At 64.1% G+C, this 21150-nt stretch carries 17 protein-coding genes and 3 pseudogenes; 11 read left to right on the top strand and 9 right to left on the bottom strand.

The genetic code is table 11. The features are described from left to right. Positions 1-4 precede the first annotated feature (4 nt). Positions 5-934, bottom strand: a complete 930-nt coding sequence (locus ACWFR4_RS08275; protein ID WP_453651572.1) for a class I SAM-dependent methyltransferase — start codon at positions 932-934, stop codon at positions 5-7. Between the two features lie 201 nt (positions 935-1135). On the opposite strand from ACWFR4_RS08275, the gene ACWFR4_RS08270 reads away from it, so the two are divergent. From ACWFR4_RS08270 to ACWFR4_RS08260, 3 genes are read left to right on the top strand one after another with little or no spacing between them, the layout of a single operon-like run. Next, complete coding sequence (locus tag ACWFR4_RS08270; protein WP_453651570.1) at positions 1136-1756, top strand: TetR/AcrR family transcriptional regulator; 621 nt, start codon at positions 1136-1138, stop codon at positions 1754-1756. Continuing rightward, positions 1743-2945, top strand: coding sequence for a damage-control phosphatase ARMT1 family protein (locus ACWFR4_RS08265; protein ID WP_453651568.1), 1203 nt, complete (start codon positions 1743-1745; stop codon positions 2943-2945). Before ACWFR4_RS08270 ends, ACWFR4_RS08265 begins: the two co-directional genes overlap by 14 nt. Positions 2946-3000: 55 nt before the next feature. Continuing rightward, on the top strand, positions 3001-3126 hold the full coding sequence (locus tag ACWFR4_RS08260) for a hypothetical protein (RefSeq protein ID WP_453651566.1): 126 nt from the start codon (positions 3001-3003) through the stop codon (positions 3124-3126). A gap of 102 nt (positions 3127-3228) precedes the next feature. Here the strand turns inward: ACWFR4_RS08260 and ACWFR4_RS08255 are convergent, their stop codons facing one another. Next, positions 3229-4011 carry an AfsR/SARP family transcriptional regulator gene (locus tag ACWFR4_RS08255; protein ID WP_453651564.1) on the bottom strand — a complete coding sequence of 261 codons (783 nt, stop codon included), beginning with the start codon at positions 4009-4011 and terminating at the stop codon, positions 3229-3231. Between the two features lie 265 nt (positions 4012-4276). On the opposite strand from ACWFR4_RS08255, the gene ACWFR4_RS08250 reads away from it, so the two are divergent. Continuing rightward, positions 4277-4441 carry a GntR family transcriptional regulator gene (locus ACWFR4_RS08250; RefSeq protein ID WP_453455390.1) on the top strand — a complete coding sequence of 55 codons (165 nt, stop codon included), beginning with the start codon at positions 4277-4279 and terminating at the stop codon, positions 4439-4441. A gap of 202 nt (positions 4442-4643) precedes the next feature. Here the strand turns inward: ACWFR4_RS08250 and ACWFR4_RS08245 are convergent. Beyond that, positions 4644-5731 (bottom strand): annotated as a pseudogene (locus ACWFR4_RS08245) (IS1380 family transposase); the annotation flags it as partial. 227 nt (positions 5732-5958) lie between these two features. Next, positions 5959-7038, bottom strand: coding sequence for a beta strand repeat-containing protein (locus ACWFR4_RS08240; RefSeq protein WP_453651562.1), 1080 nt, complete (start codon positions 7036-7038; stop codon positions 5959-5961). 255 nt (positions 7039-7293) lie between these two features. On the opposite strand from ACWFR4_RS08240, the pseudogene ACWFR4_RS08235 reads away from it, so the two are divergent. After that, positions 7294-7788 (top strand): annotated as a pseudogene (locus tag ACWFR4_RS08235) (tyrosine-type recombinase/integrase); the annotation flags it as partial. Between the two features lie 113 nt (positions 7789-7901). Further along, positions 7902-8318: a hypothetical protein gene (locus ACWFR4_RS08230; protein ID WP_453651560.1), complete on the top strand. Its 417-nt coding sequence runs from the start codon at positions 7902-7904 to the stop codon at positions 8316-8318. A gap of 7 nt (positions 8319-8325) precedes the next feature. Here the strand turns inward: ACWFR4_RS08230 and ACWFR4_RS08225 are convergent, their stop codons facing one another. After that, the gene (locus ACWFR4_RS08225; RefSeq protein ID WP_453651558.1) at positions 8326-8964 is read right to left on the bottom strand and encodes a hypothetical protein; all 639 of its coding nucleotides are present in this window, start codon (positions 8962-8964) and stop codon (positions 8326-8328) included. Between the two features lie 2564 nt (positions 8965-11528). On the opposite strand from ACWFR4_RS08225, the gene ACWFR4_RS08220 reads away from it, so the two are divergent. From ACWFR4_RS08220 to ACWFR4_RS08205, 4 genes are all read left to right on the top strand, one after another. Then, positions 11529-12731 (top strand): hypothetical protein, encoded by a 1203-nt coding sequence (locus tag ACWFR4_RS08220; protein ID WP_453651556.1) that lies wholly within the window; start codon positions 11529-11531, stop codon positions 12729-12731. Next, on the top strand, positions 12728-14557 hold the full coding sequence (locus ACWFR4_RS08215) for a DEAD/DEAH box helicase (RefSeq protein ID WP_453651554.1): 1830 nt from the start codon (positions 12728-12730) through the stop codon (positions 14555-14557). Before ACWFR4_RS08220 ends, ACWFR4_RS08215 begins: the two co-directional genes overlap by 4 nt. Further along, positions 14538-15446, top strand: a complete 909-nt coding sequence (locus ACWFR4_RS08210) for a DUF3883 domain-containing protein (protein ID WP_453651552.1) — start codon at positions 14538-14540, stop codon at positions 15444-15446. Before ACWFR4_RS08215 ends, ACWFR4_RS08210 begins: the two co-directional genes overlap by 20 nt. A 144-nt stretch (positions 15447-15590) precedes the next feature. Further along, a complete protein-coding gene (locus ACWFR4_RS08205) occupies positions 15591-16235 on the top strand; it encodes a DUF6308 family protein (RefSeq protein ID WP_453651550.1) in 645 nt (214 codons plus the stop codon). An 836-nt stretch (positions 16236-17071) separates the two neighbouring features. Here the strand turns inward: ACWFR4_RS08205 and ACWFR4_RS08200 are convergent. Both ACWFR4_RS08200 and ACWFR4_RS08195 read right to left on the bottom strand, forming a co-directional pair. Then, positions 17072-17404 carry a hypothetical protein gene (locus tag ACWFR4_RS08200; RefSeq protein WP_453651548.1) on the bottom strand — a complete coding sequence of 111 codons (333 nt, stop codon included), beginning with the start codon at positions 17402-17404 and terminating at the stop codon, positions 17072-17074. Continuing rightward, complete coding sequence (locus ACWFR4_RS08195; RefSeq protein ID WP_453651546.1) at positions 17401-18477, bottom strand: HNH endonuclease; 1077 nt, start codon at positions 18475-18477, stop codon at positions 17401-17403. Before ACWFR4_RS08195 ends, ACWFR4_RS08200 begins: the two co-directional genes overlap by 4 nt. Positions 18478-18700: 223 nt before the next feature. Between ACWFR4_RS08195 and ACWFR4_RS08190 the strand changes: the two genes are divergently transcribed. Then, positions 18701-19240 (top strand): DUF6932 family protein, encoded by a 540-nt coding sequence (locus tag ACWFR4_RS08190; RefSeq protein ID WP_453651544.1) that lies wholly within the window; start codon positions 18701-18703, stop codon positions 19238-19240. A 1473-nt stretch (positions 19241-20713) separates the two neighbouring features. Here ACWFR4_RS08190 and ACWFR4_RS08185 read toward each other — a convergent pair. Next, positions 20714-20950, bottom strand: a complete 237-nt coding sequence (locus ACWFR4_RS08185) for a hypothetical protein (RefSeq protein WP_453651856.1) — start codon at positions 20948-20950, stop codon at positions 20714-20716. A gap of 85 nt (positions 20951-21035) precedes the next feature. Further along, positions 21036-21143: pseudogene (locus ACWFR4_RS08180) on the bottom strand (tetratricopeptide repeat protein); the annotation flags it as partial. Positions 21144-21150: the final 7 nt, after the last annotated feature.

Here is a 21150-nt window from a genome sequence, read left to right as displayed (position 1 = left end):
ATCTTCACACTGTAGGTGAGGTCTTGGCCAGGGGGCAGGTGACCTCTTCCGGATTGTGTGCGGTGACGAGGAATCCGACGCTCTTCATCCGCACCTCGCTGTTACCGTCCGCATCTCCGTCGCCGGCGTGCTCGTACGCGTGCAGGGTGTTCGTGAGAGTGCGGTGCGCCAACTCCCTTACCTCGCCGTCGACTTGTCCGGTCAGGTGCCTTCCGGGACCGGAGCCGAGCAGGAACGCGGCGGCGTCACCGGCGTCCCGCCCCCACAGCCCGTACCCCTCCACGCGCCGTACCTCGACGCCCGCGAACCCGGCGCCGGACAGCACGCCGCGCGTGGCGTCGGGATCGGCCAGGGAGAACATCCCCGGGCTGCGCGAAGTGTTCCGCTCGCCCGGAGCCCCGAAGTCGCCGACGGGCAGGATGCCGCGCAGCCCGGCGACGGCCCGGAGCCAGTCGTTGCGCTCGGGCTCGGCGGCACAGATGAACGCCAGCCTCCCGCCCGGCCGGAGGGCGCGCCGGATGTTGGCGAAGGCGGCGACGGGGTCGGCGAAGAACATCACCCCGAACCGGCTGATGGCGACGTCGAAGGCCCCGGCGGGGAAGGGGTGGATCTGGGCGTCGCCCCGCTCGAAGCTGACGTAGACCGCCCCTTCCTGCCGAGCAGTCTCCTCGGCCCGGACCAGCATGGGCCCCGACAGATCGACCCCCAGCGCCCGCCCGTCCGGGCCCGCGCGCCGGGCGGCGAGACGGGTGGTGGCCCCGGCGCCGCAGCCGACGTCGAGGACCCGCTCGCCGGGGCGGACTGCGGCGGCGTCGAGGAGAGGCTGGTTGAACCCTGCGTTCACGGCGTCCCAGCGGTCCTGGTTGCGGGCCCAGTGCTCACCTTCGTACCCGTTCCAGGCCTGGGACTGATCGACGTTCACGATGTGCGGCACAGCGGTACCCCCTCGTTGCGACGGACGGGCCGGGCCTAGAATGGGCACCCGCCCATACTCAGTATGGGCGGGTGCCCATACTGATGACAAGGGCGGGCTCCGGGGCGGTCGGCATACGGTCGTACCGAAACCGGACCTGATGGCCGGGCCTGCTGATGGCCGGACCTGGACTCGATGGCGAACCTGATGGGAAGAGGCAGCATGTCCCCGCGCGGAGTGGCGATCCCCGACGTAAGAGAGCGGCTCTTCGACGCGGCGGAGCGGATCCTGGCGCGGGAGGGCCCGTCGGGCCTGACGAGCAGGGCGATCACGACCGAGGCCGGCTGCGCGAAAGGCATGCTGCACAAGCACTTCGCGGGTCTGGACGAACTCGTCGCGGAACTGGTCCTGGCCCGCTTCGCCGGCACGGCGCGCCTGGCGGAGGATCTCCCGGGCCGCGCGGGCGAGTCCACGGTGGCGGCCAACCTGAAGACGATCGGCTACGCGCTCCTGACGTCCCTGAACCCCACGACGGCGGGCCTGGCGGTCTCGACTCCGGCGGCGTCGCTCCGTATCCGTGAGGCTCTGGAGGCGGGCGCCCCTGGCTTCGACGCGATCCAGCAGTCGATCGCGGACTACTTGGACGCGGAAGTCGAACGGGGCCGCCTCTCCCCGGCCACGGACACGACGGCGACGGCGCTGGCCCTGGTCGGGACGGTCCACCACCTGTTGATGACGACATGGGGAGACACGGCGCGCGATCCGGGGGAACAGACGGAAAGACTGGTGACGATGCTGCTGGGCCCGACGACCGGAGGATCAATCGGCCATGGAGAACGTTGAAGATGTTGACGATGTTGACGACGTAATCCGGAGTGACATCCCCGGATCATTCCCGTACAGCGTGCTGAGCGAACGGCACCCTGCGCTCATCCAGCGGGTGCGGGACGCGTTCCCGTACGACCCGGAGCGGCAGCGTGCACTGGACGCGCTCCTGAGGGAGAGCACGGATCCGGCCGGCGTGATGGAACCGCTGCCGGCGGACGCCCGGGACCGCCAACAGTGGGAGGAGTGGGGGAGCGGCGAGCATGTGGGCGGGTCGTGGTTCGACGCGCCGTTCCTGTGGGCGGAGAGCTACTTCTACCGCAGACTCCTGGACGCGGTCGGCTACTTCGACGCCACCGGACCGTGGCAGGGCATCGACCCGTTCCGCCCCTTCAAGCAGGCGGAGCTGCGGAGTCCGGAGGCACAGGCGGAACTGACGGCCCTGGACCGCCTCGCGCAGGAAGCGCCGGAAACCCGAGCCCGGGCCCTGCTCCACGGCTCCCTATGGGGCAACAGAGCGGACCTCGGCTTCCAACTCACCGCGAACGCCACCGACACCCCCACCACCCCCCTCCTGGCGGACGACTCGGAACATCTGTGGTCGCTGCTGCCGCCGGGGGCCGGGAACACGGTCCACGTGCTGGCGGACAACGCGGGCCGCGAACTGGTCCCCGACCTCCTCCTCATCGACCACTTCCTACGCCACGCACACGCGGAACAAGTCGTCCTTCACGTAAAGCCACACCCGTACTACGTCTCCGACGCGACGCCCATGGACGTAATCGATGCCCTGCGCCACCTGAAGCAAGCCCCGGGCGAGGCGGGCAATGCGGGCGAACGCCTATGGCACGCAACCTCAACAGGCCACCTGCAACTCCGCACGCACCCTTTCTCCTGCGCCCCGCTGCCGTACGCCGCAATGCCGGACGACCTGAAGAAGTCATTCGAGACAGCCACTCTCACGATCCTGAAGGGCGACCTGAACTACCGCCGCCTGGTAGGCGACCAACTCCGGCCCCCCACAACCCCGTTCCCCACGTGCACCTCGTACTTCCCAACCCCCGTAGCAGCCCTACGCACCCTCAAATCAGACGTAATCGTGGGCCTGGACAAACAAACGGAGGACACACTGAACGATTCGGAACCTGAATCCTGGCGAACAAAGGGAACGCATGCCGTGATCCAGGTGCGGGGCGAGCCTCGATGAAGTGATGAAGCAGGGAATCCCTTTCCGAGCATGCTCGGGTGGGCTGTTGCCGAGGATGAATGAGATGCCGCCGGAGGCGCCGTTTGCCGCCACCTGCAACGCGGCCGGCAACCAGAACAACCAGGCCACCGGCAACACCGGCAACACCGGCGTCAACCAGAACAACCAGGCATCCGGGTAGTAGTGGTCTCTGCACCGACCCGCTGCGGCAAAGCGAACTCGCCACCCGGGAGAGTGGCGAGTTCGCGGACGTCCTCGCGGCCCTTGCTGTCCACTTTCGCCTCTACTGTCCCCCTCCGGGGGGTGATTGCCGCAGTCCGGCCACGAGTTGGCGCAGCCGCTGTGTGGGGCGGAGCCCCAACTCATTGCGGAGGCGCCACGCGTAGCGTTCGAAGTGGTCCAGCGCCTCAGCCAGGTTGCCCTCCGCCAGGTGGGCGCGGATCAAGGAGACCTGGCTGCTCTCCCGCAATGGATCTGCCTGCACGGCCGTATGAGCGGCAGTCACCGCCCCGGCGAACTGCTCGGCGTCAATGAAATCTCCCGCCAGTTCCTCGAGGGCATGGAGTCGGAGCTGGCGCCATTTCTCCGCCTCCAGCACGACCCACTCGTCGTACCACCCGGGCAGCAGATCGGCGGAGAGCTGGTCGACGGTCGCCGCATTGAGACCGAGGTCCTCGGACGGAACGCAGGGGTCGAGTATGCGTTGGGCGAGCGACCGGGCATGGTGCAGGTCGACAGTGACCTCTCGCGCGAGGCGCACCTCGCTGGGAGAGATTTCCAGCGCCTTCCGGCCCAAGCTGTGCAGACGTGTCAGCGCCGCCCGAAGGTTCGTGTGCGCCTTCTGCTCGGATATTTCGGGCCAAAGGCTTCCGGCGATCAAAGACCGGGGGACGGAGACACGGTAATGGTAATTGAGCGCGATGAACGCCAAGAGTCGCTTCGAGCCTACCGGGACTGCCACCGAGACATCGTTGACCACGAGGTCGAAACCGCCAAGGAGAGCTATGTGTACGGATGGCTGGCTGTTCACGGACATGGAAAAGGCAGCGACATCATCTGGGCTCATTGCTGTGTGATCGCTCGGGATCCGTTGCCCCAGGCGCCCGCAGACTGGCGGCGCCGCCAGTCCCCAAGGATCCGCGATCTCCACACCTCCCAACAAATCCATGCTGCTCCGCCCACCGAGGATTGTCTAATTCGCCCAAAGTGGCCCATGGAGAGCCCTTTGAGTGCGGGTCGCCGACCCCTTACGGGCACCGCAAGCATGCCGGGACGGAGTCTGACGGGGTGGAACCGATGAAGGCTGCGCGACACGACCGTGCCGTCACCGAATGACTTCCCCTGCGCGAGCCGGTGATCCGCAGAGCGAAGCGGCCCTTGCCGAGAAGTACGGGGTATCGCGTGGCACGGTTCGGCGCGCCGTGCGTGAGCTGGAGACCGCCGGCCACGGCGAGGCGCGACACGGGATTGGCTGGTTCGTCGGCTCTCCTTCCTGAACTCCCGATTGCCTCGGAGGCATTGGACAATGCAGCTGGCCTAGCCTCGCCGTTTCGGTTGAGGCGATGAGGCGATGAGGCGTCGCTGAGGGGCCACTGTCGGGTGGCCGACGCGATCTCGGTGCTCGGACATGGCGGAGTCCCGGCGCGGTGGTCGGGTTCTCCAAGGTCCTTCGGGTCGTGATGGGCCAGGGTTCGCCGGTCAGCCGGCGGGACGGGGCAACGCGGCGAGGCGATGGAAGGCCGTGGTCAGTTCGTGTCTCCAGGGCCAGGCCGCCGATATTCGCAAGCGCAGGCGGCGGCCGCCGCGGGTGAGGCGTGCGGCGACGTGCAGCAGCCGGTAGCGGAGCTTCTTCGGCTCGGCGGCGGCCAGTTCGCCGTCCAGCAGCAGGACGCGGGCTCAGGCCAGCAGGTCGATCGCCGTGAGGCTGAGTTCGAGCCAGACGGTGTTGACGCCGAAGTGGCGGGAGGGGAAGCGGCCGAAGCCGGTGGTCTTGCCGCACCGGATGTGGTCCTCGACGGTGGCATGCCCGCGGTGGCGGACCTCCAGGAACTGGGCGGAGCCACCACTGGAGTAAGGGGCATCGGTGACGAATACCTGGTGACGCAGGCCCCTCATCCTGGTCGAACAGGGACAGTTGGGCTCCGGGGTGCGGCCGCTCGCGGCGCACGATGATGCGAGTGGGCCGGGTAGCCGGCCAGATCGACCATGCCGGTCAGCTCGGCGACCTCGGCGCCATCACGCAGGGTGCCGTCCTCGTCCAGGACGGGATGCCAGAGGCGGTCGGGCATGGCCCGGACAGCGCGGCGGACCGGCTCGGTGACCGCGTATCCGACCGAGAAGAAGGTACGGATTCCTTGTTTCCTCACGTCGCGGACGTGGGCGAGGAAGGCTTTCGCGGATCCGGCACTGTCGGCGCGGACGAGGATGTCGGTGCCGTGCCGGTGAGCGTCGGGGGTCTGCGCGAGCGCCTGGTCGAACACCGCAATGTGATCGGCGGCAGTGTCGGCTCCGGAGTTACCGGGCCGCAGTCGTCCCGATACGGCCTCGCCGGTGTTCGCGAGGAAACACAGCAGCGGATGGAAGCCGAAGCCGCCCTTGTAGGTCGGGGCGGCCTGTTCCTTTTCCGAGTGGCAGGCGACCAGCGTGGCGTCGAGGTCCAGAACCATGCCGGGAAGCTCTCGTCCGCCGACCCGAACAGCAGGTATGCCCCCTCGCCGGTCTCGGCGGCCCGCATCCAGATGACTTCCCGGGCTGAAGCCGCGGGCCGCTCGCAGTGAGGCGACCGCGACGCTCACCGGACTTCTCGTCGAGCGCGAGCACTCCCTTCGCCTCTCCGCTGAGGACGAGCGAGGAAGTGGAAACGGCGATCTCTGCTTGTCCCTGCTGAATCGCTTCGTCCACTCTGCTGTGCCGGTGGCCGGGTCGACGAGCGATGCCTCGGCCCACGTGCCCCACCGCAGAAGCCGGTGTAGGCGCCTGCGGTGGTGAGGAGGTTCTGCCCGGAGAGAGAGAACTACGTCACGTTGCCCGAGTTGCTGCCGCTGACGTTGCCCGACCCGGTCCCGCTGACGTTGCCCGAGTTGCTGCCGCTGACGTTGCCCGAGTTGCTGCCGAGCGTGTTACGCGAAAGGTTCCCGAGCACATTGCCCGAATTGCTCCCGGTCACGTTGCCCGAGTTGTTGCCGATCGTGTTGCTCGAAAGGTCTCCACGGGTGTTGCCCGAGTTGTTGCCTTGCGTGTTGCCCGAGGCATTCCCGATCGTGTTGCGCGACAGGTTGCCGACCGTGTTGCCCGAGTTGTTGCCGAGCGTGTTGCCCGAGGCATTCCCGATCGTGTTGCGCGACAGGTTGCCGACCGTGTTGCCCGAGTTGCTGCCGATCGTGTTGCCCGAAAGGCTCCCGAGCACATTGCCCGAATTGCTCCCGCTGATGTTACCGGAGTTGCTGCCGATCGTGTTACGCGAAAGGTCGCCGAGCACATTGCCCGAATTGCTCCCGGTCACGTTGCCCGAGGCGTTCCCGATCGTATTGCTCGACAGGTTGCCGCGAGTATTTCCTGCGTTGTTCCCTGTGACGTTACCCGAGGCATTCCCGATCGTATTGCCCGAGCTTTCCCCGGTGACGTTGCCAGAACTGCCCCCGATAATGTTGCCCGAGCTGTCCCCGAGTACATTGCCCGAGTTGTTGCCGCCGATGTTGCCCGAGGCGTTCCCGATGACGTTGCCCGACAGGTTGCCGCTGGTGTTGCCCGCGTTGTTGCCGGTGACGTTGCCCGAGGCGTTCCCGATGACGTTGCCCGACAGGTTGCCGCTGGTGTTGCCCGCGTTGTTGCCGGTGACGTTGCCCGAGCCGGTCCCGATGATGTTGCCCGACAGGTTGCCGCTGGTGTTGCCTGCGTTGTTGCCGGTGACGTTGCCCGAGCTGTCCCCAATGACGTTGCCCGAACCGTCCCCGACTGCGAGCGTTCTGGTGCCCCCCAGAGCGGTCTGACCTGCCGCGTCCGGGGCGGCGGAAGCCGGCGCGACAGCCGTAGCTGTCATTCCTCCGATGAACGCGACTGTCGCTGCGACGCTGAGTGCAATTTTCCTGGTCATGGAATTATCCTTTCGGCGCTGCACTTGTGACCCCCGCTCGAATGCCATCGTGAACGGGCGACCATCATCACGATGTGACTTCGGCGTGACGCTGACGTGACAGGTGGAACTGATAGCAGCTTCTCGCTCAGCGCGCCAGCAGCCGAGTGTTTCGCTGCTTCCGTGTTCTTCCGCGCTCGGCATTCCGGTCAACGCGTCTCTCGGCTCGTCTAAAAGACTTGGAACCACTAGAGATCTTCAATGGCTGAGGTCGCCGGTTGGGGCTCCGCGCTTCTTCACCGGACCCGACCCTCGGTCGGTAGGCAGTGGACCGACACAGGGGAGACCCACGACGACCGCGGGCTCAAGAACCGCCCCACCGACGACGTCCGGCGCGTACCGATCCCGCCTCAACTCATCGTCGTGCTCCGCGAGCACCTGGACACCTTCGGCACGGCCACCGACGGGCGGCTCTTCTTCAGCGAGAAGGGGGCCGTCGTGCCCTCCTCGACGTACTACCGCGTCTGGCAGGAAGCTCGCTTCCTCGGGCTCCCCACCGCGGTGGCAGCCTCGCCGCTCGCCAGTCGGCCGTACGATCTCCGGCACTCCGCGCTCTCCACGTGGCTCAACGCCGGCGTCGATCCCACCGAGGTGGCCGAGCGTGCCGGTAACAGCGTGGAGGTCCTGCTCACCCGCTACGCGAAGTGTCTCGACGGTCGTCACGAGGTGGCCAACCGGCGCATCGAGGACCTGCTGCGCGAGTACGAGTGACACCGATTTCGTCAACTGAGGCCCCTGGCAACAGTCCAGGGGCCTCGTCACTTCTCATCGGATCTAGTGCCGCACCAGGCAACGTTCGCCCTGCCGATGGCTACTCTGACGACGTGGCCGATGAAAAGGACAGTGGGAGCCGCTCGATCCGACGCCCCTCGTGGGACCACCCGGTAGTGTCCACCGTCGCGCTGGAACTGGGCGGCCTTGCTGTCTCCGGGTTGATCGCTCTGGTGGGATGGCCGTTCGGGTGGCTGCCCGACACTGATGCCGTCCTCTTCGTGACGGGCTTCATCGCGATCGGGCCTGCGGCTGAGTTGTATAGCGGGGCGGGCCCGCCGCGTCGGCTTGCTGTTGTCGCCGCTCTCCTTGCGCTGGCAGCGGTGAGACTGCTCGTGGCTGCAGCAGTGAACTGGGCCTTTCCTGCGCTGGCTGATCCGGGCGTCGCTGCCCTCGTCGGCTACCTTGTTGCGTTGCCCATCGGCGTGGCTGTGCTGGCTAGGTTCCTCACCAGGGCGAACGGTGCCTGATGCGGCACTAGTTCAGTGGGTAGCCGATCTCCGCGAGATCCTCGGCGAGATCGGCCACGGTGACCTCTGGGTTCAACGCGTTGACGACTGAGTCGCTCAGAGGACGGGAAGCGAAGACATGGGACACGGCCTCCAATGCGACCGGAAGTTCGTAGTAGTCCTCGGCCCACCGCTGGAACGCTTCCGGTGAGCGGTCCACGAGCAGTTGGAAAAGGTACCCCGCGCCGTCAGGGTCGTCCGGCTGCTCGTCGGGGTAGTCGATCGTTCCTGTCTTCCAAGAGGCATGGTCTGTCTCTCGCCACATGCACGCTGTGACGACGGGCATCCCGTCCTCGTCGCAGAACGCCGGCTCCTCGACGCACGGTCGAAAGACGTCGGGAACCTCGTCGAGCACCCCCGGCCAGGGCCCGTCTTCTGCGTAGGGGCTCATCGGTGATTCGTGCGCGAACCCGCGAACGTAGGCGCTGGCGGGGGAGAAGACGATCGAGAACTCGTCGCCCGACCCGTTCCGCATGGAGGCCAGCGACTCCGTCTCGGACCATCGGTCGTTGAAGGAGTAGTACCGGTCCTCCCACTCAGGGCTCAGGATGGCGTCCAGCACAGACAAGGAACGGCAGTGCTCGCGGAGCACGGATATCTCGGGCATCTGCCGAGCAACGTCTTGAACGGTCACTCGCTCATCCAAGCGCACGCCTCTGACATGCCCGGTTCCTGTGACGGGAGGCCGTGGGGTCCAGAATGTCGGGAAGCGCGGATAGCTGATCCCACCTGCGGAAACGCTCCAAGATCCCGTCCACAGGTCGTCCACGGACCCCGACATATGGCGGCTTTGGGCGGCGCAGAGCTGCACACGCCCGTAGATACACGAAGACCCCGTCCTCAGCGAAAGCGCTGGTGGCGGGGTCTTTGGGCACCTCATACAAGGTGCCCCCGGCAGGATTCGAACCTGCGCACACGGCTCCGGAGGGCACGACTAAGCGGGTGGGAATTTCCCCCTTGACCTGCACTGATGGCGCTGCATGATCCACAACGAGGGGAACTCACTCGCCACTCACTCGGAGGGAACCTTTCGAGCTCGACCAGCTGTCCGGCGCGCTGGGGTGTTACCAAAGGCATCAGACGTACTCGTCGCGGAGAAGGTGGCATCGGGCGACTTGCGCGCCGTGGCGACGGACCTCGCGGGAGCTCTGAGGACAGCTCTCAGAGTTGCTGCAAGCCGGGGCCAGCGCTTGTCGCAGCCGGACACCGGAGACCCAGAGCGAGGCGATGAAGGCCTCAGGCTGCCGTCATCGGCATTCGTCTAGCCAACCCACGCACGGACGACGGAGACCATCGGGAGCAGCCTGGGCTCTCCGTCAACTGCTGTCTTGCCTCACCGGTCGACGAAGAGGCCGCCGACCAGGTGCTTAGAAAGCGCTTTGCCCGTACGCCTGTGGCTGGGCCCTGACCTGGGCAATCACCCGCACCGGCGACGGCTTACCACCCGACTTCGACTCGCATTCGACACGGCCCGGACTACTCGTAGATGGCCGCCGCTCGCAGAGCTCGTGCGAAGAACCTCCAGTCACCGCTGGTCGGCAAGCCGAACAGACCGACTTCGTGCCGTGAGTGGGTGCGTCGGATCAGAAGCTGGAGAACACGTCTTCAAGTCGTGGCCCCTGGTCTCACCACCGGTCGTTGATCTCCCACCAACCGGGCGACACCTCAGGCAGTGGCCCTGGGGGTTTCAATGCCCGACCCTGCCGAGCTCGGCGCACCGCATCCTGCTCGGCGAGCCGCTCAGCTATCCGCTGTCTGGCCGCGCTTGCTTCTTTACGCGCCTCTGCGACGTACGCGTCAGACTCACGCGGCTCTCGTAATGCGCGAACGCATGGCCGACAGTAGACACCCTCTACATAGGGTGTCTGGCGTGCCTCATTCGTGCATCCTCGGCCTGTGCACTTTGGCATGTGCCCCCCTGCCCGTGTGGCCCGCAAAATACGGGAGTTACCCCCGCTGCTCTAGCACCGCGCGGGTTCCGGAATCGGTGCTCGTCGGCCGGCCGAGTGCGGAGCCGGTCCGGGCTCTGCGACCTGATCTCGTACTGCCCTGCCGCACGATCTGCTGCAGCTCTTGCCCCTCCACCTCAGTCAGCCCGCGGACCTTGACCGGTGCTGCCACCCCCGACCGTTGGTTGGAAATCCGTGTCCAACCAGCAAGAGCAACCCGGCAAACCTTCCTGGTCACAGCAGTAGCGGCGCAGCTTGGCTTGCACATGGCTCCCGAGGGCGCGTGCGTCTCACACGTTTCAGCAGCTCAGGAGCCTAGATGCCGAGTAACTAGCCACGCCAGTCCACGAATAGGCCACGTCTTGCGCGAAGCGGCTCCGGCTTCGGGAAGCTCTGCTCCAGCCACTAACGGACCCTAGGGTCTTGGCGTATGCCCAGGTGACGAGCTTCCAACGCCGGTCGGAGGGACAGGGACTCGTCCCGGGGCGTGCTGGCCTGGCTGAATCCGTGCTCGCTCCAGGCGCCATCGTCCTCGTGGTCTGCCATGTATTGATGCAGCAGCCGAGGCCTGGGCAGCTTTGGCCAGAATGCGATCGCGTCGAGAGCCTCGCGGAGGGCGTTGACGCCTGGGTACGCTGTGTCACGGACTCGAACCGATCGCGCAACTAGGTGAGTTGGCGTTCTTCAAGGGGTGTACTCATGCCTGTGTTGATCACGCAGGATCGGCGATCCTATGACCCGGCACGGAGGGGGTGACGGTGAGATACGGGCGTGGAATGGTCCCGAGAGGTTCGGTACCAGGGTCCACATGGCGTCGCGCTAAGAAAAAAGGAAGGCGCGCGCGTTACGGACAGGATTTGGGTTGATTACCGAAACTTCCTGTCGGGCTCTGGGTTGAGGTTTTTGATTTCTTGAGGGGCCCCTCGATGGTTGAGGTGCAAACCCCTAGGTGGATCCTTTATGTAGGCGCAATTCATGCAAGAAGACGGAGGAATAAGTGGCTTTCGCGACACCCCCTTTTTCTGATGCCAACCGTGAGATGATCCGAGCCCGCCTTGCCGAGGTGCGCAAAGAGTCATCGCGAGATTCGGTCACGGTTGAGTGGCGGGGGAAGCCACGTAGTTTCGATGTCATCCAAATGCCAGTTAAACAGCTTTACTACAATCCCGAGACCCATCGCATCAGAGCGCAGCGCACGGTCGATCCGTCCAGGAGTAAGGGGTTGGACAACGACCCCTGGTCTGAAGCGAGTCAGGACTACCTGGAACAGCTCCTTATGGGTGACCCTTTCGCCCCCCTGAAGGAGGACCCTGCGTTCCGCGCCCTCGCTGACGACATCAAGGAACACGGACAGAATGAGCCCGGGCTGATTACGCCAACGGGAATTCTGGTCAACGGCAACACCCGCAGAGCAGCCATGAGCAAGCTCAGGAAAGAGCACATTCGCGTGGGAGTGCTCCCCGATGACTGGAGCTGGGACGACGTCGGCTCCCTAGAGCTGGCTCTGCAGTTGCGAAAGGAGCATAAACGCGACTATTCGTTCATTAATTTCCTCCTGGCGGTCGATGAACAGGTCGCACGAGGGAAGAATGTTGAGGATATTTGCAAGTCATTCCGCATTAAAGAGGATCCCACATACAGAAGGTCTCGATGGATTCTCGCCTTTGTCAAGGAAGCGATCAAGCGTAGCGAGGTATCTACTCCCGACGGTACAGCTGTCGGCATGAAGCTAGTGGACTTTGAGCGTGATCAGGGGCAATTGGAAGAACTGTGGCGCCACTTCACTCAGCTTGATAAGAATGACCCTGACGGAGCGGCACAGCTTCGTGAAGCCCGTCTCGTAGGCCTGCTCCTCGACCTCAACAAGGTTCAGATGCGCAACATCTCCGGAGAAGGAGGAGGTTTCTACAAGGCTTACCTAGCGCCCAGACTCCCGGAGTCGATCAAGCCGGCGTCGGCTGTGTCCGCTTCCGTGAGCATCCCTGGCCTCAGCGGAGTAGTTGTCCCGGGGGCGGCACCTGCAGCCACCGAAGCGCGGGAATTTGCTGACAAGGTCCTCAAGGCGCGTACGGTTACAGCTGCTCCGGACCACTTCACTCGCGAAGAAGTTGCAAAGGCCGGTGAGCTTGTCAAGACGGCCGGAATCCTTATGCGAGACAGCATCAAGATAGCTGAGGGAAGTGCTAAGAAGAATGCGCTAGAGCTCGCCCCTGCCGACCAGGTAAGCGAAGCAACTGATGCAATCGAGCGGTCTGTTGCGGCGTTGACTGCTGCACGTTCCACTGGGGGGTTTGATAGTGACGCGTTGGATGAAAATCTCCTGAGACTGCGTGCGGAGTTGGAGAAGCTTGCACAGCATGCTCGCCGCGGAGATTGCGAAGTCGGGGATGGGCTCAAGTGGTTGATTAAGGCTGTCCAGGCATGAGTGATGCTGCTGGTTCCCCGAGTCTTCAACTAGACCTTCGTCGTGGATCTACCGTGGTTATGAAAGCCTCGCAGCAGCATGGTAGCGACTTGCAGGCCGCCGCTGCGTGGTTTCCCAGTGCGCGGGTGAAGAGTGAGTTGGTTGTAGAGGTCGCGTTGGACGACCTGCTTCTCAATATCGCTGTCCTGGCCAGATGGACTGCGCCCGACGTCTGTTGGGGCGCCTCACTCGCCGCAATGGTCAGCGAGGTGAGCCAGGATATCGCTTTCGCCCAGGCGGAGCTGGAGCACGGTGCCACAGAGTCTCTCAGCCGAGATGAAGTCCTGGATCGATTGGGGCTTGCATGGCGAGCTGACCTGACGTCATTTCAGGCACGTGATGTCGGCAGGTTGTTGACCCTACGCCATGGGGCAAACTTCAGCGTTCCGGGAGCAGGTAAGACGCGGGTAGCGCTGGCTGTTTTCCAAGCGGAACGCCATGGAGGGCGAGCCCAGAGGCTTTTGGTGGTTTGTCCCAAGAGTGCCTACGAGAGCTGGCAGTTCGAGAACTCCGCTGCATACGGGAATGAAGCCCTTCGTATGGTCGTGGCTGATGATGGTCACGTAGATCCGGTCGCTGACGCGATTCTGATCAACTACGAGAGACTGCCCGGAATGGCGAACCTGCTCGTCGAATGGCTCGATAGCCAGTCGGCCGTTCTAGTTCTCGATGAAGCTCATCGAATGAAACTGGGGTCTGCCGGTGCGTACGGGGCTGCTTGCATGGTGCTGGGTCCCCATGCTCGCCGCAGGATGATTCTGACAGGCACTCCAGCCCCCAACGGTGCCCGTGACTTGGAAAACTTGCTTGGCTTCGTTTGGCCTGGACACGGTCGGCAGATCGTCCGAAGGGAGGTAGGAGGAGGCGATCTGGCTAAGGCGAGTCGGGTCCTTCGACCGCTCTTCACTCGCACAACTAAGAAGGAACTTGGCCTGCCACCCGTTACTTCCCGCGTGCGCCGACTGAAGATGCCAGATCTCCACGGGGAAATCTACTCCGCTCTCATTGGCCAGATGTCTGCTCGGGCTGAGGCGTCGCGTGACGACCTTGAGGGGCTTGGCAGGGTTCTCATGTACCTACTGATGGCTGCCACGAGTCCCGCTCTCCTGGCGGTAGGGACGACCAAGTACGACCCTCTCGTCTACCGTGTGCCCCCGTTGGAGATCCCGGAACGTGCGGCGCTCACTGAGCTTATGAGAGATCTTCCAAGCTATGAGATGTCCCCGAAGTTTCAAGAAGTGCTAAAAATCGTAGACAATAATGCGGCTCAGGGGCGTAAGACTCTCGTTTGGTCTACATTCGTTCGAAATCTGACTACTATGGAGGCCCTTCTCCAGAGGTACTCGCCGGCGGTAGTCCACGGAGGTACCCGGGATAGGGTGCAGCAAATTGAGAAGTTCCGAAGCGATCCGGACTGTCATGTTCTCCTGTCCAATCCGGCTACGCTTGGTGAAGGTGTCAGTCTCCACCAGACTTGTCATGATGCTGTTTACGTTGACCGCGATTTTGCGGCAGGCAGATATCTCCAGAGCCTGGATCGCATTCACCGTTTGGGGCTTGGTCGGGATACCGAAACGAATATCACCGTCCTTGTGTCTGAGGGAACCATCGACGAGGCCGTCGATGGCCGTCTCGCTGCCAAGCTGCAGTTCATGGGATTGGTTCTAGACGACCCTGCAGTCCGTGAACTTGCTGACCTGGAAGAAGAGCCCAGCATTGGGGAGACATTGGACCAGAAGGATTTGCAGGCGCTGATGGGCCACTTGCATGGCTTCCCTGCCTCCTAAGCCACTTCTCGTCGGCGCCCTTCGCTGGCTCGTCCACTTGCAGAGGTCGTCCGTGGAGCAGGTCTGGCGCATGTTTCTCTCGCATCCTGGGCTACGCGACCTGACCCCTACCCAGTACGGGGCCGCGCTGGACTGGCTGCGGAGGGAAAGCATCCTGCTCGGCGCTGAGAGCAAGCCAGTGCCCATGTCTGACAGGCTCGCTGGCCTCGCCGTCCTGCGGGCTGCGGTAGCAAGTGTGGAACCGGCGTGGCTGCGTGATGCAGACCGGACTATTCGTGCGCCGCAGGACCTACCTCTAGACGTTGCTTCCACAGCGGAGGCCCTGGGGGTGAGTGCGCTCGACGCAGTACGAGTGATCAAGGCTGTATGGGGGAAAGTCGACACCCATGCACGCGCGGAACTTGGCGCAGCCGGAGAGCAACGACTCGTTGAGTTGCTGGTCGACGCGCTAGATGCGCGTGTGCTGCAGGTGTCAGAGGCGTCGGACGGCTTCGGTTACGACATCTCCGTGCAGGGCGGGGGAAGCGCCCTGCATATAGAGGTGAAGAGCACCAACAGGCGCGGGCGGCTTGCCATTTATCTGTCGCGCAATGAGTACGAGGTTATGTGCACGGACCATGCGTGGCAGCTCGTGGCAGTCTTGTTGGACGCTGCAGGTCGAATCGCAGGTGTGGGGACTGTCAATCGGGAGTGGATAACTGGTTCTGTCCCTGTCGATGGCAGCGTGCATGGCCGGTGGGAGTCCACGCGCCTTGAAGTGCCGAGCGCAGCGGTGTCACCCGGCATTGTGGGCATAGGGCGTTGGCTGCGACCGTGCGCAACCGGCGGAGTGCTAGACGTGGGTACCGAAGGCTCGGGTACGCCCCAGTGGCTCAACTCTGCGCTATGACTCGACTGCGCAAGGGGCGGCGGCTCACGTCCGCTTGGTAGTCGGCCCTCTCTCGACGTTTCGCCGGGTCATCGCTCCTACGTGCCACGATTAATGTCGCGCCATGTCTCAGTAGGGGAGTGGCAGTTCGCCTTGGGAGAGCCCATGAACCTGAAGGTACCGGCTGCTCTCCGGGAGCGTGAGTACGTCGCTGACCTGCTGCGGCGCTACTGGGCCACTCTTCCTGAAGGAACGCCGGCGTACACGGGCGCAAGGTTCGAGAGACTCGGAGGCGGCGGGGACCGTCAAGAGGTGGTCAACGCGTTCACGGCTGAGGACTTCGTTGCAGTTGCCACGCTCAGTGTTGACGTTCCTGCGCGAGCAATCTTGCATGTCCTCGAGCCGGTTAAGCCCCGCTACTTCAACGGCTTGTTGTCAGAAATCCCCTCGGATACCGAGTTGGCCAATGCGGCGGCGGCACACGTGGCTGAAGATAGCCCGGCATGGACGCTATGGATACGCCTGCGCGAGGTCGACGGAATCGGCGCAGTCGGTGCTGGCAAGTTGCTCGCCCGCAAGCGCCCGCATCTCCTGCCTGTCTACGACTCAGTGGTCAAGAAGGTGTTCGAACGCCCAACGAAGGACTTGACGTTCTGGTCTGACGTGCGCACCGAGCTGCGCAGCGACCAAGGGGCACTGGTGTCCTATCTCGAAGATGTTCGGGACTTGGCAGAGATCGGCGAGGACATCAGCGTGCTGCGAGTTCTAGACGTAGCCGCGTGGCTCCATGGCAAGACTTTGGCGGGGTGAGCAGAAGGTCACTGCCTTGTAAGTTCGCTTGGGCTGGTTTTGGTGCTCCCCACCCCACGTCCTCACCACCACCGCCGGACGCTCGAGGCCTCTGGGGTCCACCACCGCTGATTTCAGCCGCGGATATCAGTCATCTTCTGATCCGTAGCTCTACGCAGCATGGCCACCAGCGTCCGAACCAGCGCGTCCGTAGCCGTTCAGGGCTCCCTAGATCCTTAGGTGGCCGATGGGGCTGCTGTACTTCGCTGCTGTACTGCAGCGGGCCAGAGGGGAAGCCGTGATGCGCGACGACCTTGTTCAGCTTCTCACTGGCGACTCGGAGGCGGTGCGAGCTTGCCGGCTCGCGGTCGAGGCAGGCGCCCCATACTGGGTGAGTGGCAGTGCATGCTCTGCGGCACCCCTCTCCTCATACCTTCCGGCGGCGCTTGAGGCTGACGCGCAAGATCGGACAACGCACACCTGGTCTAGACGAGGCGGTGGACCACCTTGAGAGCCGGGGCAACGCTTTAGTGCTCGCGGCTCAAGTCGACGATGTGCCGTGGGTCTTCGCGGTGTGGATGTCGCTAGATCGACGTTCGGTGATTGCTTGCGCAGGAGTTGAGCGTCCAACCCGCGCCTAGCCTCTCAGCTCGGGGAGATTGGGTTTCTTTGGGCAGCAGTTGCTGCACTGGACTGCGGTGGCGCGGTGTCGGAACCCGGCGCGCACCTATGGTCAGTCCTTGCTGTTCCCCGTGGTTCCCGGCAGGATCTGGCACGCGTATGGCACGGTCTCTCCGTCCGCGACCACGGTGGTTATGCAGGGCCCCGGCCCTGCTGAAGAGGGCCAGCCCGAGCATCTACTCCTCAACCCAGTCTTCTGCCACAGCGAGGATGAAGGCCACCAGATCGGCCTCCCGGGGAGGGACACGTGTGGGGTGCCGAGTGGCGAAGACTGCGTAGTAGCGCTCAACGCGTGCTCGAACCTTGTCGCCCTGAGGTCCCGCCGCGATCAGAGCCAGACTCACATTTCCTGGCTCTCCGCACGCGCGGACCGGGCGCCCCTGCCCGTCGTAACCTTCGAGGAACTCCTCCTCGGACTCGATCAAAGCATTGGCAAGGGCCGGATCATGAAGAATGAACATGCGCCCGCTCTCGTCGAAGAGCAGCACAGGGTCTACCGGTGCTGTCATTGCTGTGTCTCCGTGGCGGCGGCATGCTCTGTGCTCTCGCGGCGCTGTTGAACAATGGCAGCGGGGGTGTGGCCTTGAGTGGATTGGCGACGGTCGATCGCAGCCTTCAATTCATCTGGGGTCGGCCACGGGGCCCGACGATGGATCATTCGGTGGCAGTTGGCGCAGATGAGGGCCAAGTCGCTAAGCCTGGTCCTTCCTTCGCCGGCCATGTGCAGCGGAATGACGTGGTGGCACTCGATGTATCCGGCACCGCGGTCCCCGTATACCGCCTCAAAGTCGAACCCGCATGCCTCGCATGCCAGGCTGTGACCTCGTCGCAACACGGACTCGATCTTCCTCTTGCGGAGGCCCTTGTTGCGTTCCCTGGCCCTGTGCCGACGCATGAGTAGACGACCCTCGGGGGCGCCATATTCGTCATCGTCCTCATCGCCGTCCGAGGGCGGCGGGGTTTGCAGCTCACCGCTAGCGATGCCGAGCCGGATGAGCTGTGCTGTCTTGGTCATTGCTTCGGGGCGCGCAAGGAACTCGTACAGGACCAGGACGTCAGTGGCGCCGCCCTTCGTTGCCTTCCCCTGGTAGTCAGGGTGTCGGGTAGCGATATCGAATGTCTTACGTGCCACGCCGTTAGGATTGCGAAACTTCTCGTTGCGGTCCGCCTCGGCATGAAGGGGCAACAGCTGGAGCAAGTCGGACAGCTCCACAACCTGCCTGTCGTTGGCATCAAGCCCTCGCCAGCCGTTTGCCATCACGAGGTGACAGGCAAGGATGACCTCGTCCCGAGCCCAGTCAGGGTTCTTGACTGCCTTGACGTGAAAACCTAGGCGCTTCAACCACGCGGCTGCGTGGTCCTTGCCTCCGCTGAACTGGTTCGCTGCGAGTGGCTCCCCCTGGTGCCACTTGTGAGCTACGCCGACAATCGCCTTGGAGTCATACTCTCGCCCCTCGTGCACGAGCACGTAAGACTGCGCCTTGCCGAAGCCGTAGCGCCCCAGGAAAGCATCCCTGCCCAGCTCATCGTGCTCAGCGATGGCCCTCAGCACGGAGTCTCGCGAGATCGCCCCTTGATTCATGGCCGAAGGCTATGACGGACCACTGACAGCAGCGCAAGGCTTCCAGGCGCCAAGTGGCTGGATCCACCGTGGAGTTCAAGGTCTGCAGCTCCGAAGTGACAGGGCTAGCTGCGCTGTGGCCCGTCGGCGTTGGGTGTCGGCCCGCGAACAATTGGATCAGTCCGTGCGTGAGGCTAGGGTCACATAGAGTGTCGGGACTACTCCGCTTGGTCCTTGGAGCCGTATGCCGCCCCTACCGCCGTTTGCCTCGGACACGCAGTGTCCGCCTCCTGGCCGTTACCCCATGACCTGGGAGGAGGTTGAGTACTCGCTGGTGAGGGCAGCAGCCTTGGAGGCGTCGAGCACTCGACCAGGTCTCTGGGACGAGCTTCAGTCACACAGGGCAATGGTTGAGTGCCTGGTTGGTTCCGTGACACGTATTTGGCTCGCAGGAAGCTTTGTAAGCGGCAAACTGGACCCTAGCGACATCGATCTGGCTTACCTGATTGACGCGGACGCCTACGGGGGAGTCACCGAGCCTGACGACATTGCAGACCTTGCCAACCTCAGCGATCGGGAGTGGTGTGTGAAGCACGGCATGCGCATCGACGCCTACTTGCTGAGTCTGCCTGCCACTGTTGACTTCCGGGACCTGGGTACGGTTGGTGCCATGGCGGCGGGAGACAGTGAAGTCTTCCAGACGCTTGGTCTCTACGACGAAATCTGGCAGCGTTGCCGCGCTGGTCACGGCCAGCGTAGGGGCTACGTGGAGGTAGCACTATGAGCACTCCTCACAGCTTGCCTGACGCTACGGACAAGAAGGCCATGCGCGCTTGGCTGGCGGCCAGACGCTCGGAGTCGTTGGAGAAGCCAGTACCTCGCACAATGCCTGAGCTGCGATCGGCCCAGCTCAGGCGGCTTGCGCGGTCGCTTCATACCGAGGCCGGCACGGAAGCGATTGACCGTCCTGGCCGCCCCGTCCTCCGTTTTGCCTTGGATGGCGAGACCGTGCGTGCCAACCGAGTTGAGTCGGCTGTCTTGGGTGACTGGCTACGCGCCTTGCAAACCGCTGTCCAGTCCGTTGCCAACGCGATCGATGACTTGCGTCCCACGCGAGACGCAGGGCCCGTGCCCAGGGAGATTCAGCGAGTAACCAAGCTCTTTTCTGGGCCTGTCTTCGCATCGTCTTATGGCATGGTCCTTGAGGGGGCTGCAGATGCGGGGCAAGCCGAGCTTCCAGGCATCGGGACCGACGCACTCCTGGACAGGGCGATCAACAGAATCTTTGATGTGGCTGACCGAGCAAGTTCTGGGGTTGGCGCGGAAGAGGCGGTCCTGGATGCTGCGCTGCCATTGGGGCGTCGGGTGATAAAGCATCTATCCGAATTGTCGGATGTGCTTGCTTCCTCGGGGACGGATGTCACTCTTAGCTGGGAGACGAAGGCCACTGCACGGCGGACTTCTTTCAGCTCGGAGAGCGCTGAACGCTGCCGCAAGGCGCTACGGGCTGCACAGGTGGAAGACGCCGATACCCGTCTCGAGGGAACGGTGGTCGGCGGCAGCAAGGTGCGGGGAGTAGTTGAGATTGAAGTAGGCGGGAGCGGCGTGGTGGTCATCCGGACCCCAAAGGAGGATGTCACTGCGCTCCTGGCAACGTACGCAGAGCGCCAGGTAGTGGCCGACGTGCACGTTCTCACAGCTCGCTCACCAGGTGGGCGGGAGCACCGCAGCTACGCCTTGCTTGATCTGCACCTCCAGGAGGGTGCAGGCGAGTAGGGGAGCCCCCTGCGCCAGCCACGATGTGCCGGCGCTCGCGTACGGCGCCCCCTCCATCCCAGAGTCTGAGCGCCCCCGCCGGAGGCATGCCCTGGCCTGGGTCCGCTTCATGCGGTGATCGCCGATTGGCCTCGGCCCTATCCATGTGTGGGCGGGCGTCGGCGCAGCGGGGCGGAGCGGGCCGAAGGCAGGAGCGGCAGCCCCGAGCGGAGCCGGGAAGCCCGCCCGACGGAGCGGAGCGCAGCCGGGTGCTTGATGAAGTAGGGAAAGTTCTATCGCGCGAGTACCGGGACGCATTACAAGTTGTCGGATCTTGGTCCGGTGGCGTCCGCTGGTGTCCGCCGGATGAGTTGGAGGCCTGGTCAGAGGGCTTGCCCGACTTCAACGGATGTCTGCGGACGGCCGCGGACTGAGCGGCAATTGAGACCACTACTGAGACCGTGGCCTCTCGAGCGAGAGCGCCGGGATTGGTGTTGAGTCCCTATGGGGTTCTCTCGCTCTGGCGCGAGAGTGCCACGGCCACCTTCTGATCCCTATCTCTATGCGGAAGGGCAAGGGCGGTCATGTAGGTGGGTCTGGGGGTGGGGGAAATCGGGGCGGTCGCTGCGGTTGCTGGGCTGTGTTGGGGTAGGTGAGCGAGGTTGTTGGCGGTGCTCAGGGTGTGGGGGTGGTCCTGGCCCAGCACCCGCCGGCGCCGGGCCAGGGTGTCCTCGCCCAGGGCGCGGGCCTGCTCCGTCTCCCCGTAGCGCAGCCAGATCCACCGCCAGGTTGCTGGCGGTGGTCAGGGTGTCGGGGTGGTCCTGGCCCAGCACCCGCCGGCGCCGGGCCAGGGTTTCCTCACCCAGGGTGCAGGCCTGCTCCGTCTCCCCCAGTGCAGCCAGATCCACCGCCAGGTTGCTGGCGGTGGTCAGGGTGTCG

It is taken from the genome of Streptomyces sp. NPDC055140 (assembly GCF_053607285.1).
Note: the sequence above shows the minus strand (reverse complement) of the source record. Positions and strands in the feature narration are given on the sequence as shown.

Excerpts from the sequence above, each read along its gene's own strand:
- ACWFR4_RS08210 (WP_453651552.1), top strand. The coding sequence starts at position 14,538 with ATGGCTTCCCTGCCTCCTAAGCCACTTCTCGTCGGCGCCCTTCGCTGG.
- ACWFR4_RS08200 (WP_453651548.1), bottom strand. The coding sequence starts at position 17,404 with ATGACAGCACCGGTAGACCCTGTGCTGCTCTTCGACGAGAGCGGGCGC.
- ACWFR4_RS08195 (WP_453651546.1), bottom strand. The coding sequence starts at position 18,477 with ATGAATCAAGGGGCGATCTCGCGAGACTCCGTGCTGAGGGCCATCGCT.
- ACWFR4_RS08250 (WP_453455390.1), top strand. The coding sequence starts at position 4,277 with ATGACTTCCCCTGCGCGAGCCGGTGATCCGCAGAGCGAAGCGGCCCTT.
- ACWFR4_RS08225 (WP_453651558.1), bottom strand. The coding sequence starts at position 8,964 with ATGCCCGAGATATCCGTGCTCCGCGAGCACTGCCGTTCCTTGTCTGTG.
- ACWFR4_RS08240 (WP_453651562.1), bottom strand. The coding sequence starts at position 7,038 with ATGACCAGGAAAATTGCACTCAGCGTCGCAGCGACAGTCGCGTTCATC.
- ACWFR4_RS08265 (WP_453651568.1), top strand. The coding sequence starts at position 1,743 with ATGGAGAACGTTGAAGATGTTGACGATGTTGACGACGTAATCCGGAGT.
- ACWFR4_RS08215 (WP_453651554.1), top strand. The coding sequence starts at position 12,728 with ATGAGTGATGCTGCTGGTTCCCCGAGTCTTCAACTAGACCTTCGTCGT.
- ACWFR4_RS08270 (WP_453651570.1), top strand. The coding sequence starts at position 1,136 with ATGTCCCCGCGCGGAGTGGCGATCCCCGACGTAAGAGAGCGGCTCTTC.
- ACWFR4_RS08260 (WP_453651566.1), top strand. The coding sequence starts at position 3,001 with ATGAATGAGATGCCGCCGGAGGCGCCGTTTGCCGCCACCTGCAACGCG.
- ACWFR4_RS08255 (WP_453651564.1), bottom strand. The coding sequence starts at position 4,011 with ATGAGCCCAGATGATGTCGCTGCCTTTTCCATGTCCGTGAACAGCCAG.
- ACWFR4_RS08205 (WP_453651550.1), top strand. The coding sequence starts at position 15,591 with ATGAACCTGAAGGTACCGGCTGCTCTCCGGGAGCGTGAGTACGTCGCT.
- ACWFR4_RS08190 (WP_453651544.1), top strand. The coding sequence starts at position 18,701 with ATGCCGCCCCTACCGCCGTTTGCCTCGGACACGCAGTGTCCGCCTCCT.